Source organism: Pseudomonas sp. 05N433 (assembly GCF_056396925.1).
Map to the genome: position 1 here is coordinate 1 of NZ_JBFTML010000006.1, position 14411 is coordinate 14411.

Consider the following 14411-nt stretch of genomic DNA (forward strand, 5'->3'; position numbering starts at 1 on the left):
GGTTGGCTTCGCTTCAACCTACATGCGATGTGTTCGACTGCGTCGAACGGCGCTGCGCGCCAATCCCCAGATGAACACCTCCACTCAGCCTCCCGAAGGGGCGGGTGAATCAAGATCAAAAGCGGCAGGCGAGCTAACGCTCGGCCTGTAGTTTGGCGGGTGTACGCCGCTCCATCGTAGGGGGGAGCGGTGCGGCGATCCGACTTGCCCGCGAAGGCGGCCTGACAGCCGATCAGTCCATGGCGGGTGCAATCTTTTGACGTTGGTTTTCAAGATCAAAAGATCGCAGCTTGCGGCAGCTCGCTTGTCTCAGAATCGTTTGAAACTGAGTCAAATGATCGGAATATTGTATTCAGAACTCAGTTTCGTGAGTTTTTGAGACAGCATTCGTGGAGGCGAGCTTGATAGTCGATGATCAACCGCGTGCTCGATAATCTAGATCCGCAGACGTAGCACAAATGAAAAGCCCGCTGCCCCCTTAAAAGGTCAGCGGGCTTTTTGTTGAGTCTGATTATTCCCAACCCATGGAAACGATCAGGTGACGGCTCAGAACAATATCTTCGCCACATCCGCGAAGCGCTTGGCAAAGTGCACGGTAATCCCTTCTTTCAGGTATTCCGGCAACTCTTCGAAATTACCCCGATTAGGCTCCGGCAAAATCAGTTCATTGATCTTCTGCCGACGCGCTGCGATGACTTTTTCGCGCACGCCGCCAATCGGCAGTACATGCCCGGTCAGCGTTAGTTCACCGGTCATGGCTACGCCTTTTTTCGGTGGCTGGTTACGGGCGAGCGAAAGCAGGGCACTGGCCATGGTCACGCCGGCGCTCGGGCCGTCTTTCGGCGTTGCGCCTTCCGGTACGTGGAGGTGGACGAAGGCTTCATCGAAGAATGTCGGGTCACCACCGAATTGCTTCAGATGGGAGCTGACGTAGCTGTAGGCGATTTCCGCCGACTCTTTCATCACGTCCCCCAGTTGCCCGGTAAGTTTGAAGCCTCGGTTGAGGGTGTGGATGCGCGTGGCTTCGATCGGCAGGGTCGCGCCGCCCATGCTGGTCCAGGCCAGCCCGGTGATCACGCCGACGCCGGACAGCACTTGCTCGTTGCGGAACACCGGGCGGCCGAGTGAGGCTTCCAGGTCTTTGGGGCCGAGTTTGATGACGGCTTTCGGTTCATCGAGCAGTTTCATCACCGCTTTGCGCACCAGTTTGCCGAGGTTTTTCTCCAGCTGACGGACTCCGGCCTCACGGGCATAGCCGTCGATCAAGGCCCTCAATGCAGTGTCGCTAATGCTCAAGTTGCCTTTGGATACGCCGGCCTTTTCCAGCTGTTTCGGCCACAGGTGACGCTTGGCGATGGCAACTTTTTCTTCGGTGATGTAACCCGACAGGCGAATCACTTCCATCCGGTCCAGCAACGGGCTGGGGATCGAGTCCAGGGTGTTGGCGGTGCAGACGAATAGCACTTTCGACAGGTCCAGGCGCAAGTCCAGGTAATGGTCGAGGAATTCGACGTTCTGTTCCGGGTCGAGGGTTTCCAGCAGCGCCGAGGCCGGGTCGCCCTGGTAGCTCTGGCCCATCTTGTCGATCTCGTCGAGCATGATCACCGGGTTCATCACTTCGACGTCTTTCAACGCCTGGACGAGTTTGCCCGGTTGTGCGCCGATGTAGGTGCGGCGATGGCCCTTGATCTCGGCTTCGTCACGCATGCCGCCAACGCTGAAGCGGTAGAACGGTCGACCGAGGGATTCGGCGATGGATTTACCAACGCTGGTCTTGCCCACGCCCGGCGGGCCCACCAGCAACACGATGGAGCCGCTGATCTCGCCTTTATAGGCACCGACTGCGAGGAACTCGAGGATGCGGTCCTTGATGTCGTCGAGGCCGGYGTGGTGTTTGTCCAGCACCTTGCGCGCATGCTTGAGGTCGAGTTTGTCCTCGCCATACACGCCCCACGGCACCGAAGTCGCCCAATCGAGGTAGTTGCGGGTCACCGCGTATTCCGGCGATCCGGTTTCGAGGATCGACAGTTTGTTCATTTCCTCAACGATGCGTTTCTGYGCCTGGGGCGACAACACCTTGCCCGTCAGGCGTTGCTCGAACTGTTCGATGTCGGCGCTGCGATCGTCCTTGGTCAGCCCCAGCTCTTGCTGGATGACCTTGAGTTGTTCCTTGAGGAAGAACTCGCGCTGATGTTCGCCAATCTTGCGATTAACTTCAGCGGAAATCTCTTTCTGCAAGCGCGCGACTTCGACTTCCTTGCGCAGCATCGGCAGGACTTTTTCCATGCGCTTGAGCATCGGCACGCAGTCGAGCACTTCTTGCAACTCGCTGCCCGTGGCCGAGGTCAGGGCGGCGGCGAAGTCGGTCAGGGGCGACGGATCGTTGGGGCTGAAGCGGTTGAGGTAGTTTTTCAACTCTTCGCTGTACAGCGGGTTCAGCGGCAGCAGCTCCTTGATCGCATTGATCAGCGCCATGCCGTAGGCCTTGACCTCGTCGGTCGGCTCGGTGGGCTGGTGCGGGTATTCGACTTCCACCAGGTACGGTGGGCGATGGTGCTTGAGCCAGGTTTTGATGCGCACCCGGGTCAGGCCCTGGGCGACGAATTGCAGTTTGCCGTTTTCGCGGCTGGCATGATGGACTTTGACCAGCGTGCCGTATTCCGGCAGGGCTTTGGTATCGAAATGGCGCGGGTTGTCCTGGGGGGCGTCCATGAAGAACAGGGCCAGGGAATGGTGGTCGGACTGGCTCACCAGTTCGAGAGTCTCGGCCCACGGCTCTTCGTTGACGATCACCGGCAGCACTTGCGCCGGGAAGAAAGGCCGGTTGTGGATCGGGATGATGTAGACCTTGTCCGGCAGGTTCTGGCCAGGCAGGGTGAGGCCTTTGCCGGTTGAAGGGTGTTCGTTTTTGTCTGTTTCGGCGTATTCGCTCGGGTCTTCAGGGAATTCTTGCTGGTCGGTCATGGGGCACCTGCGCAATAGGGTATGGATCTTAGATGGGGCAGGTGGGGGGTGGTTTCAATGGCCCTGGCTATTTCAGAGTGTGTGTTCAGGGTTTTGACAGGTGCGGGTGGATCAAGGTCAAAAGCCAGATCAAAAGATGCACGCCGCCCTACAGGGATTTTGGGGATGGCGGGGATTGCAGCGCCCACAAAAAAAGGCGACGCCCCTCACAGGGCGTCGCCTTTGTTTTAACTGCCGCTACCGCTTATTCCGACAGTTTGTACGCAATCACATAGTCACCTTGCTTGGTGCCCAACGAGCCGTGACCACCCGCAACAACGAGCACGTATTGCTTGCCGTCCTTGCCGGTGTAGGTCATCGGTGTGGTTTGCGCGCCGGCTGGCAGGCGGCCTTCCCACAGCTGCTTGCCGTTTTTCACGTCGTAGGCGCGCAGGTACTGGTCGAGGGTGCCGCTCAGGAAGGCAACGCCACCGGCAGTGGTGAAGGTCCCGCCCAGGCTCGGTACGCCCATGCTCAGAGGGATCGGAACCGGCGAGCTGTCGCGCACGGTGCCGTTCTTGTGCTTCCAGATGGTTTTGTGGGTGGTCAGGTCGACCGCCGCCACGTAACCCCACGCCGGTGCCTGGCACGGCAGGCCCATTGGCGACAGCAGGGCTTCGAGGATCACGCCGTATGGCGCGCCTTTGTTGGGCTGTACGCCTTGGGTTTCGCTGACGCGAGGGCCTTGTTTGGCGATTTCGGCGGCCGGGATCAGTTTCGATTTGAACGCCATGTAGCTCGGGTTCACGAAAGCAATCTGACGCACCGGGTCAACCGACATGCCGCCCCAGTCGAACACGCCGAAGTTACCCGGATAAACGATCGAGCCTTGCAGCGACGGCGGCGTGAACATGCCATCGTAACGCAGGGATTTGAAGTCGATCCGGCACAGCATCTGATCGAACGGGGTCACACCCCACATGTCGCGTTCCTTGAGGGTCGGCGGCACGAAGTTCAGGTCGGACATCGGTTGGGTCGGCGAAGTGTGGTCGCCTTCCACCGCGCCTTGCGGTACCGGGATTTCATTGATCGGCACGATCGGTTGGCCGTTGCTGCGGTCCAGCACGTAGATGCTGCCTTGCTTGGTGGACGCGAGCACCGCCGGTTTCACACCGTCTGCGGTTTTCAGGTCCATCAGGGTTGGCTGGCCACCGACGTCCATGTCCCACAGGTCATGGTGAGTGAACTGGAAGTGCCAGCGCACTTTGCCGGTGGCGATGTCCAGCGCGGTCAGGCCGGCGGAGTGCAGTTCCGATTCAGGGGTACGCGCGCCACCGAACTGATCCGGGGTCTGGTTGCCCATCGGCAGGTAGAGCATGCCGAGTTTTTCGTCGACGGCGAACATGGACCACATGTTCGGTGAGTTGCGGGTGTAGACCTTGCCTTCGGCAATCGGCGTGGTGTCGTCCGGATTGCCGCTGTCCCAGTTCCACACCAGTTTGCCGGTGTGCACGTCGAACGCGCGGATGACGCCGCTTGGCTCGTCGGTGGAAACGTTGTCGGTGACGTGGCCGCCAATCACCACCAGGTCTTTGGTGACCGCCGGTGGCGAAGTGGAGTAGTAACCACCAGGGGTGAAGCTGCCGATGTTGGCGGTCAGGTCGACCTGGCCACCGTTACCGAAGTCTTCGCACATCTTGCCGGTGTCGGCGTTCAGGGCGATCAGGCGGGTGTCGGCGGTCGGCAGGAAGATCCGGCGCGGGCAGACGCTGGTCACTGGCGCGTTGGCAGTGCCGGTCGGGCTCTGCTCGGACGCGTAGGCGGCATCATCGTGATAGGTCACGCCACGGCAGGTCATGTGCGCCCAACCCTTGAAGTTCGCCGCGTTCTGCGTGGAGAGCTTCGGATCGAAACGCCAGATTTCCTTGCCGGTGTCCGGGTCCAGTGCGATTACCTGGCTGTGCGGCGTGCAGACATAGAGCATGCCGTTGGCTTTGAGCGGGGTGTTTTCGGCGGTGGTTTCGCCCGGGTCGTTCGGGCCAGGCAGGTCACCGGTGCGGAACGTCCAGGCGGGAACCAGTTTGCTGACGTTCTGCGGGGTGATTTGCGCCAGTGGCGAGTAGCGATCGCCATGGGCACTGCGGCCGTAGGAGTTCCAGTCGCCATCCGGCATGGCCGGGGCGGTGTTGCTCATGCCAGGCACAGCGTCACGGTCCAGTTGGCCTTTGATTTCACCAGGGTTGGTGAACAGGCTGGCCAGCGCGGCGATACCGGCGATGACCACGGCAGCACTCAGCACACCGGTGCCGACCGGGTTGAAGTCGCCGCGACGCAACGGGCGACGAAACCATGGCAGCAGCATGACGATGCCGAGGGTAAAGAGCAGCGCCAGACGCGGCACCAGTTGCCACCAGTCCAGACCGACTTCCCACAGTGCCCAGACGGTACTGGCGAACAGCACCATAGCGTACACGCTCAGCGCCGCATAACGGTCGGCCAGCAGCAGCCCACCGGCTACCATCAGGCCGATACCGGCCAGCAGGTAATACAGCGAGCCGCCGAGCATGCTCAGCTTGATCCCCCCGGCCAGCAAGGCCAGGCCCATTAGTAGAAGCAGAATGCCGAGCAGGGTCGGCAATAAACGGCTTCGACTCAAAGCACCATCAGTGCTCATAGTGTGGTTCTCCGTGACGTTTTAAGTAGTGCCGCGCAAGTTCACTGTAGATGACGATCTGGCGCGGGCATGGTTCATCGAAAAAGTGTTTGGTTGATGCGGTCCTGATGGGAGCAGGCTTGCCAGTTCCCACAGGTTTTATGCGTTTGATCAGAACGATGACTGGATCTTGATCCCGCCAATCAGCGCGTCGTCGACCTTGTCCACGCCACCGGGGTGGCGGATGTATTGCAGGTTCGGGCGCACGGTCAGCCAGTTGGTGACGTGCACGCCGTAATAGAGCTCGCTGCTGTATTCGGTGTCTTGCGGGGGCAGGAACGACGGATCGTCGAAGTCGAAGGCGGCGCGGGCCTGGTTGGTGGCCTCGGCGTTCTTGCGGTAGGCCGGGTTGACGTGGACACGGGCCAGCGCGAAGCCGATATCGTCTTTGGCGCGGGCATCGAACAGGCCTTTGTAGACGACACCGGCCTGGACATAGTTGTCGATGGCGTTGGTCTTCTTGTCGTGCATCGTGGCGTTGGCGAACACACTCAGGCCGCGTGAATTGTCGCTGGCGCGGCTGGTCAGTTGCTGCTGAATACCGAGCCATACGCCATGTTTGCTCGATGCACTGCGGTAAGCCTCGCCGCTCAGGGCGGCCGGCTGGCCATTGCCGTCCTTATAAACGTCGCTGGCCTTGGCGCTGCTGTAGTAGTAACCGGCGCGGTATTCACCCGGCAGGCCATTGAGCTTCGGGGTCCAGACCAGTTCTACCGGCAGGATTGCGCCCTGAGTGCCGCTGCCGCTGAGCTTGAAACCGTTGCCGCGATCCAGATTGGACGGGTTTTGCTCGTAAGCCCCGACTTGTGCGTAAAGCTCGGGCGTCAGGTGATATTTGACGCGCATGGCCCACTGGCTGACGGGCCAGTTGTACCAGATGCCACCGACCCAGTTACCGACCTGGGAGCCGCAGAACGCCAGGTTCTGGAAGTCGCAGGGGAAGCTGTTGAAGTCTTCACCCTCGCCGAAGCGGCCGACCTTGATGTCGAGCTTCTGGTCGAAGAATTTCTGCTGATACCACATCTGCGTCAGACGCCAGGTCTGGCCACGGCCCCAGACTTCTTGCGCCGAGGTGAAACCGCCGACACGCGGGTCGTTGATCCGGTCGTTGCTGATGTTGTTGCCATTGCGTTCGGTGATGGTCAGCTGAAATTCAGCGTCGTCCCAACCCAGAATCTTCTGCAAGTCCAGGTGAGTGCCCAAGGCAAACTGATCGCTGTAGCGCGCGGTACGGTCATGGTCGTAGCCGCCGTGCAAATTGCTGCCCATTTCACCGGTGTAATCGACTTTGAAGTCGTAGCCTTTTTCCGAAAGTTCGGTGCGAGTGCCGTTCCAGTCACCCAGCATCCATGACGAGTCGCTATCGAAGGCTGGCGCGGCCTGGGTGCAAGTGGCGAGGCCCAGCGCGGTGAACCCGCTGATCAGCTTCAGGGCTTTTCGGCTGGACACAGCGGGTGAGACAGCGCTGTCTCGCGGAGTTTGAAAATCAGGCATAGAGAAGGAATTCTTGATCTTTTTCTAAAGGGGATGCGCTGAACGCAGCAGGAATGCAGCAGGGGAGAAGCGTTTCAGCTGGACGGGCGTAAGGATAATGTTCTGTAACACATTGAGAAAGGGCTTTTACTGACATGGATCATTTCGGATTTGGTAACAGTCGGYTGCGACCGGTCGCCGCGGTGCCAGGTGGCGCAAAAAAAAGGCGGACTGAATAGTCCGCCTCGCTATGTTTCAGGGCCGTTAATTCAACAGATAGACCGGGAAGCATTCACACAAATGCATCACCCGTCGACGGACATTGTCCAGCAGTGCCGCATTGGTCGGTTGCTCAAGCAGGTCGGCAATCAGGTTGGCCACTTCGGCGCATTCGGCTTCACCGAAGCCCCGCGTGGTCAGGGCGGGTGTGCCAATGCGGATGCCGCTGGTGATCGCAGGTTTTTGCGGATCGTCGGGGATCGCGTTCTTGTTCAAGGTGATGTGGGCGCTCTCGAGCAACGCCTCGGCATCTTTTCCGGTGATGTTCTTCGCGCGCAGATCGAGCAGGAACATGTGGCAGTCGGTGCCCCCTGACACCACCCGCAGGCCGCGTCGAGTAAGGATATTCGCCATGGTCCTGGCGTTGTCGATGACGCGTTGCTGATAGTGCTTGAACTCATCCCCGAGGGCTTCGTTGAACGCTACGGCCTTGGCGGCGATGACGTGCATCAGAGGTCCACCCTGATAGACCGGGAATATCGTCTTGTCGAGCAACGCCGCATGTTCGCGTTTGGCCAGGATCAGACCGCCCCGTGGGCCGCGCAGCGTTTTATGAGTGGTCGAGGTGACGAAGTCGGCAATGCCGACCGGCGAGGGGTACAGGCCGGCTGCGATGAGTCCGGCGTAGTGCGCCATGTCGACCATCAGGTACGCCCCGATTTCATCGCAGATGTTGCGAAAACACTGGAAGTCGATGGTCCTTGAATACGCCGAGGCACCGGCAATGATCATTTTCGGCCGGTGTTCCCGGGCCAGGGCTTCCATCTCGGCGTAGTCGAGGGTTTCGCTGTGTTTTTCCAGGCCGTAAGAATAGGCGGTGTAGAACTTGCCGGAGAAGTTTACCGAGGCGCCATGGGTCAAGTGGCCGCCATCGGCCAGGGACATTCCCAGAATCGTGTCGCCAGGGTTGAGCACAGCGAGAAACACGGCCTGGTTGGCCTGGGAGCCGGAGTGCGGCTGGACGTTGGCATRTTCGCTACCAAACAGTTTGCAGGCACGTTCGATGGCGAGGCTTTCAATCTCGTCGACCACTTTACAGCCACCGTAATAGCGCTTGCCTGGGTAGCCTTCGGCGTACTTGTTGGTCAGCACCGAACCTTGGGCTTCCAGCACTTCTTCGCTGACGTAGTTTTCCGAGGCGATCAACTCCAGGTGGGTTTCCTGGCGGTTGCGTTCGCGGCCGATCAGGCGAGCGAGGGTGGGGTCTAGATTCTGCAGGCTCATGGAGGGCATTCCTTTAAATAAGTGCCTCAGCCAAGGGGCTGGCGCGTGATACGGCAGCACCCGTGACTGGGATTTGCTGGTGTCGGAAAGAAAAATGGACGTGTCTTTCAGACCCTGCCCGTGAAGTCGTAACGAGCGGTCATGGTCGGCTGCCCTCGACGACGGTGCCGGCTTTGCTTTCCCGGGTGTAGGTCAGTACGAAATGTGCCACGAGCCCGAAGATCAGCCCCCAGAATGCAGCGGCCAGCCCCAGGAAACTCATGCCCGAGGCGGTGACCAGGAAGGTGATCAGCGCCGCTTCGCGTTGTTTCTCGTCAGCCATGGCTCCGGTCAGCCCGGCGCTGATCGCCCCGAACAGGGCCAGGCCGGCGAGGGAGGCGATCAGCTCTTTGGGCAAGGCAGAAAACACCGAAGCGAGGGTCGCGCCGAAGATGCCCATCAGAATGTAGAACACCCCGCAGGCGATCCCGGCGATGTAGCGCTTGTCGCGATCTTCATGGGCTTCGCGGCCGGTGCAGATAGCGGCGGTGATGGCTGCCAGGTTTAAGCCATGGGAGCCGAATGGCGCCATCAAAATCGAGCCGATGGCTGTGACCGAAATGATCGAGCGCGCGGGGGTGTTGTAGCCCGAGGTGCGCAACACCGCCATGCCCGGCACGTACTGCCCGGTCAGGGTGACGAGGGCCAGCGGCAGGCCGATATTGATGATCGCGTGCCAGCTCCACTGCGGGGCAATGAAGATCGGGTGAGCGACATCGACGGTGATCGAACCTGTGTTGAGTCCACCGAACGAGGCGGCCACGGCGCAGCCGACAATCAATACCGACAGGATGGCGTRGCGCGGTGAAAAGCGTTTGAAGATCAGGTACGCCGCGATCATTGACAGCACCATGCTCGGCTGCAGCTTGATCGAGGTGAACAGTTCAGCGCCGAAACGAAACAGGATGCCGGCGAGCATGGCGGCGGCGATGGCTTTGGGCAGGCGATTCATCAGTTTGTCGAACGCACCGGACAAGCCGACCACCGCGATAATCACCGAAGCCACCACATAGGCGCCGATGGCCTCGGGCAGGGAGACCGTGGGCAGCATCGACACCAGCAACGCCGCACCCGGTGTCGACCATGCCGTAATCACCGGAATCCTCAAACGCCAGCTCAACAACAGACCGGTAATGCCGCTGCCGATGGATATGGCCCAGATCCAGGACGACACTTGATCGTTGGGCAGGTGCGCTTCCCGGGCCGCCTGAAACACGATGATCAGCGGGCCGGCATACGAAATGATCACGGCGATGAAGCCTGCAATGACCGCTGACAGGGATAGATCCTTTCTGAGAGTGTCCATGATGTCTCGACTTGGCGTGGCGGGCACGCGGTGATTCAGAATTGAGATTGAGTCGATTGCTTCGATTCGAGATGAGTGTATTTGAATGAATTGAGTTGATTCAATAGGTGGGTGAGTTGTTACGAGATGCTTTTTGGTTATCAAGGTGTATTTGTCAGGTTTTTTTTAAATAACTAATTGATTTGTAAATATATTTATTGGTTTGAAAATATTTTGCGTGAAAGATGCTTTTCGATTCGTTCGCCGAATCAATCGACTCAATTTATTGATTGAGTCCATTTATTAGTTGCCTGACCACCCTGTGATATGCTCGGATATTCATCATTTCTACGATGGTAGCGGTCATTCATGTGGGTTCCTCAGCTAAGCGAATTCAACCAGCCGATGTATTTGTCGATTGCCGATGCGTTGGCGCGCGATATCAGCAACGGCGTGTTGAACGAAGGTGATCGTCTGCCGACCCTGCGGGAGCTGGCCACCACGCTGAATGTCACGCCCGGTACCATCAGCCGTGCCTATAGCGAAGCCCATCGGCGGCGTCTGGTGCAGGGGGAAGTAGGGCGCGGCACTTATGTGCTCAACCAGAAACAGTTGGAACTGCCGGCCAGCAACAGTGCCGTTTCGCTGAATCTTGGGCAGTCTGAGTTACTGGACCTTTCGATCATCAAGCCTTACAGCGAAACCCTGGAATACTGGTTGCGCGGAGCCTTGGTGGGCATGGCCAAAAGCACGGATTTTGCCGATGCCCTCGATTACGCACCCGATGGCGGTCATCCGGCTCATCGCGAGGCGGGCGCGCAATGGCTGCGCCATTCGTTGCCCGATGCACAATGGCAGCAAGTGGTGATCACCGCCGGCGCACAGCATGGTTTGATGGTCGCGATGAGTGCGTTGACCAACGCCGGTGATCTGGTGCTCTGCGAGGAGCTCTGCTACCCCGGCATCATTTCCCTTGCCCACGGACTCGAACGACGCCTGCGTGGCGTGCCAATGGACGATGAAGGGATCATTCCCGAAGCGCTGCGCGAACTGTGCCAGCGTGAGAAACCGGCGATGCTTGTCTGTGTGGCGACCTGTCAGAATCCGACGGCGGCGATCATGTCGCAAAAACGTCGGGCACAAATCGCGGCGTTGGCCGAGGAGTTCGACTTCATTATCCTGGACGATGACATCTACGGTTTTCTGGCCACCGACCCGTCGATCAAGCCGCTGTCGGCGTTTGCCCCGGATCGTTCGGTGTACCTGACCAGTCTGTCGAAGTCGGTCATGCCGGCCTTGCGGATTGGCTATCTCTATAGCCCGCCGAAACTGCTGTCGCGCCTGACCTCCATGGTGCGCAGCAGCGTCTGGATGCCGTCGCCATTGACCGCTCAGTTGGCCAGCAACGTGATCACCGAGGGGTTGGATAAAAAGCTGATACGCATTCAGCGCAACGAGGCCGCCGGGCGGCAGGCGATCGCTCAGGAAATCTTCGCCAATTTCGAGCTCAAGACCCAGCCGTATTCCTACCACGTCTGGTTGACGTTGCCCGAGCCCTGGACCAGCGACGAATTCACCATGCTGGCCCGTGCCAACGGTGTGCTGGTCCTCAGCGGTACCCAGTTCCAGGCCGAGCGTAACGGCATTACGCGCTGCGTGCGACTGGTGTTGATGTCGCCCACCAGCCAGGACGAATTGCGGTTTGCCCTGACCAAGCTGGCCAGCCTGATCGATTCGGACCCGCGTCGTTATTACTGAGCCGGGTGCTATCTCCTGACGTTTGTCCCTCGGATGATGGCCAACTCACCTACAGTTAATTCAGTCTCTGACGAATGCCTCTGTCCGGAGCCCTTCCACCGGACGAAAGCCTCCGTTAAGGTGCGCGGCTCCCCATCCTTTCATCGTTCGAAGGCCCGGCATGACCGAACACAACCCTGATCCCCTGCACGGCGTGACGCTGGAGCAAATCCTCAACGCCCTGGTTGCGCACTACGAGTGGTCGGGGCTGGCCGAGCGTATCGATATCCGCTGCTTCAAGAGCGACCCAAGCATCAAGTCGAGCCTGACCTTTTTGCGCAAAACTCCGTGGGCGCGGGAGAAGGTCGAGCGTCTGTACGTGAAACTGATGCGCACCAAGCGCCCGGTCTGAGCATGGTCATACCCTCGATCGCGAGGCGTCGTTGTGTGGCCGTGGCGGCGATTCTGGGCTGGGCAGGCTTGAGCATTCAGATGTACCTGATTCTCTATGCCCGCTGGAGTATCGCGGCCAGCCTGCTGGGCGGGCTGGTGAGTTTTTTCAGCTTTTTCACGGTGCTGACCAATACGCTGGTGGCGGTGGTGCTGACCTGTGAACTGACGTCTCGCGAGTCGGCGGCGCGACGCTGGTTTTTGCAGCCGTGGGTGAGCAGTGCCATTGCGGTGAGTATCGCGGTGGTCGGCGTGGCGTACAGCCTGTTGTTGCGCCATTTATGGCATCCCGAAGGCTGGCAATGGCTGGCCGATGAGCTGATGCATGACGTCATGCCGCTGCTGTTCCTGGTTTATTGGTGGTTCTGTGTACCCAAGGGGACGTTGCGGCTGCGGCACATTGCGTTGTGGGTAATCTATCCGCTGGTGTACTTCGGCTATACGTTGTGGCGCGGGCATCTGCTGGCGGTTTATCCCTACCCGTTCATTGATGTCGACAAGCTGGGTTATCCACAGGTGTTCGTGAATGCCGGAGGATTGTTGGCGGGGTTTGTGCTGATTTCACTGCTGGTGATCGGGTTGGATCGGTGGCGCACGGATCGCAAGTGAACACTGACTGTGGCGAGGGAGCTTTTGTGGCGAGGGGGCTTGCCCCCGTTCGGCTGCGAAGCAGTCGCAAAATCAGCAAATACGCTGTGCCGGTTAAAACTCCGTTGCAGGTTTTAGCGCCGCTGCGCGACGCAACGGGGGCAAGCCCCCTCGCCACAGAAAGCATGCACAGCGGTTATTCCTCGTCGCTGTCTTCCAGCCGCCAGTAACCGACAGCCTTCACAAACTGCTCGTCCAGCCCGTGCTCATCGAGCAATGCCCGGYGGATCTGCCGCGACACTTTGGTTTCGGTCGCCACCCACGCATACAGATTTCCAGCGGGCACTTTGATCTGTTGCACGGTGGTCAGCAGGTTATTTCTGCCGCCTTCACGCAGCACCCAGATCACATCGACCTGCGCGGCGCTTTCCAGGCGTTGTTGTTCGGCGCCGTTTTCCACTTCCACGATCACCAGTGCGCGCCGATTGGCCGCCAGGCCTTCGAGGCGGCGGGCGATGGCGGGCAGGGCGGTTTCGTCGCCGATCAGCAGGTAGCTGTCGAAGATGTCCGGCACGATCATCGAGCCACGCGGCCCGCCGATGTGCAGGAATTGGCCGGGTTTGGCCTGCTCGGCCCAGGTTGAGGCAGGGCCGTCGCCGTGCAGCACGAAGTCGATGTCCAGTTCCAGCGTGTCCAGGTCGTAACGACGGGGCGTGTAGTCGCGCATTGCGGGCATCGGCCCGTTGTCCTTGCCGGCGCCGAGTACCAGGGTTTCCAGCGCTGCCTGTTCCGCTGCGTTTTGCGGGAACAACAGTTTGACGTGGTCATCCGTGCCGAGGCTGACGAAGCCTGCGAGTTCCGGGCCGCCCAGGGTGATCCTGCGCATGCGCGGCGTCAGGTCGACCACCCGCAGCACTTGCAGGCGACGGCGTTTGATCTCGTGGCTGACACGGTGAATGGTTTGGGATGGCACGATAACGTCGGTCATTCGACTTTCTCCGAAACGGGTTGAACGGTGGGGCCGTCGACGATGGCTTTGGCCGTGTTGTTGAGCAGGTCGCGCACCCGCAGGATTTCTTCCGGGCTCCAGCGACCATGGTGCATTTGCAAGGCATGACGCAGGTTGTGCACCGCTTCATGGATCTCGGCCGGGCGGTCCTGGCCGCGCAATGAGCGCTTGCTGACTTCGATGCGCATGCGCACACCGTCCAGGGCAATCGCCTGCTCGCTTAATGACAGACGTCCGGCGTCGGTGATGCTGTAGCGTTTTTTGCCACCCTCGGCGTCGCCCAGGATCAATTCGCTTTCTTCAAGGAAGGTCAGGGTCGGGTAGATCACGCCAGGGCTGGGGCTGTAGGCGCCGTCGAACATGCTTTCGATCTGGCGGATCAGGTCATAGCCGTGGCACGGCTGCTCGGCGATCAGCGCCAGCAGCAGCAATTTCAGGTCGCCAGGGGCGAATACGCGTGGGCCGCGACCGCCGCGCTCGCGGCCGGGACCCGGGCGTTTCTCGAAGCCGTCGCGGCCGTCGCCGTGTTCGCGGTGGGGGGAATGATGGTCTCTCATTTTTGCTTTCTCTCGTCGTGTTTAGATACAACTTAAGATATATCTTTAGGCTGGCGCAAGCGTTTTTGACCAACGGTCGAGACTGGAGGGCTTGGGGAAAGGCGCGAGTGGGGA

The 14411-nt window shown here is 59.7% G+C and carries 10 protein-coding genes; 3 read left to right on the top strand and 7 right to left on the bottom strand.

The features are described 5' to 3' along the window. Positions 1-546 precede the first annotated feature (546 nt). From lon to AC1DIS_RS03900, 5 genes are all read right to left on the bottom strand, one after another. Complete coding sequence (gene lon / locus AC1DIS_RS03880; RefSeq protein WP_477780772.1) at positions 547-2964, bottom strand: endopeptidase La; 2418 nt, start codon at positions 2962-2964, stop codon at positions 547-549. 244 nt (positions 2965-3208) lie between these two features. Then, positions 3209-5617 (bottom strand): glucose/quinate/shikimate family membrane-bound PQQ-dependent dehydrogenase, encoded by a 2409-nt coding sequence (locus AC1DIS_RS03885; protein WP_064616269.1) that lies wholly within the window; start codon positions 5615-5617, stop codon positions 3209-3211. A 150-nt stretch (positions 5618-5767) separates the two neighbouring features. Further along, positions 5768-7150 (bottom strand): carbohydrate porin, encoded by a 1383-nt coding sequence (locus AC1DIS_RS03890; protein ID WP_477744509.1) that lies wholly within the window; start codon positions 7148-7150, stop codon positions 5768-5770. 243 nt (positions 7151-7393) lie between these two features. Next, positions 7394-8632 carry a serine hydroxymethyltransferase gene (gene glyA, locus AC1DIS_RS03895; protein ID WP_477780773.1) on the bottom strand — a complete coding sequence of 413 codons (1239 nt, stop codon included), beginning with the start codon at positions 8630-8632 and terminating at the stop codon, positions 7394-7396. Between the two features lie 139 nt (positions 8633-8771). After that, positions 8772-9977: a benzoate/H(+) symporter BenE family transporter gene (locus AC1DIS_RS03900; RefSeq protein WP_477780774.1), complete on the bottom strand. Its 1206-nt coding sequence runs from the start codon at positions 9975-9977 to the stop codon at positions 8772-8774. A gap of 348 nt (positions 9978-10325) precedes the next feature. Between AC1DIS_RS03900 and AC1DIS_RS03905 the strand changes: the two genes are divergently transcribed. The 3 genes from AC1DIS_RS03905 (at position 10326) to AC1DIS_RS03915 (ending at position 12752) form a co-directional block, all read left to right on the top strand. Continuing rightward, complete coding sequence (locus AC1DIS_RS03905; protein ID WP_477744511.1) at positions 10326-11714, top strand: aminotransferase-like domain-containing protein; 1389 nt, start codon at positions 10326-10328, stop codon at positions 11712-11714. 160 nt (positions 11715-11874) lie between these two features. Further along, positions 11875-12105, top strand: coding sequence for a VF530 family protein (locus AC1DIS_RS03910; protein ID WP_018926655.1), 231 nt, complete (start codon positions 11875-11877; stop codon positions 12103-12105). Positions 12106-12107: 2 nt separating this feature from the next. Further along, positions 12108-12752, top strand: a complete 645-nt coding sequence (locus tag AC1DIS_RS03915; RefSeq protein WP_477744512.1) for a Pr6Pr family membrane protein — start codon at positions 12108-12110, stop codon at positions 12750-12752. A 175-nt stretch (positions 12753-12927) separates the two neighbouring features. On the opposite strand, the gene AC1DIS_RS03920 is transcribed toward AC1DIS_RS03915, so the two are convergent. Both AC1DIS_RS03920 and AC1DIS_RS03925 read right to left on the bottom strand, forming a co-directional pair. After that, positions 12928-13719, bottom strand: coding sequence for a siderophore-interacting protein (locus AC1DIS_RS03920; protein WP_477780775.1), 792 nt, complete (start codon positions 13717-13719; stop codon positions 12928-12930). Beyond that, positions 13716-14297 carry a PadR family transcriptional regulator gene (locus AC1DIS_RS03925; RefSeq protein ID WP_064616276.1) on the bottom strand — a complete coding sequence of 194 codons (582 nt, stop codon included), beginning with the start codon at positions 14295-14297 and terminating at the stop codon, positions 13716-13718. The genes AC1DIS_RS03920 and AC1DIS_RS03925 overlap by 4 nt, the downstream gene beginning before the upstream one ends. Positions 14298-14411 lie beyond the last annotated feature (114 nt).

What these genes read in the sequence shown, in the direction of transcription:
- AC1DIS_RS03890 (WP_477744509.1), bottom strand. Translation starts at nt 7,150, where the DNA reads ATGCCTGATTTTCAAACTCCGCGAGACAGCGCTGTCTCACCCGCTGTG.
- AC1DIS_RS03885 (WP_064616269.1), bottom strand. Translation starts at nt 5,617, where the DNA reads ATGAGCACTGATGGTGCTTTGAGTCGAAGCCGTTTATTGCCGACCCTG.
- AC1DIS_RS03925 (WP_064616276.1), bottom strand. Translation starts at nt 14,297, where the DNA reads ATGAGAGACCATCATTCCCCCCACCGCGAACACGGCGACGGCCGCGAC.
- AC1DIS_RS03910 (WP_018926655.1), top strand. Translation starts at nt 11,875, where the DNA reads ATGACCGAACACAACCCTGATCCCCTGCACGGCGTGACGCTGGAGCAA.
- AC1DIS_RS03915 (WP_477744512.1), top strand. Translation starts at nt 12,108, where the DNA reads ATGGTCATACCCTCGATCGCGAGGCGTCGTTGTGTGGCCGTGGCGGCG.
- AC1DIS_RS03905 (WP_477744511.1), top strand. Translation starts at nt 10,326, where the DNA reads ATGTGGGTTCCTCAGCTAAGCGAATTCAACCAGCCGATGTATTTGTCG.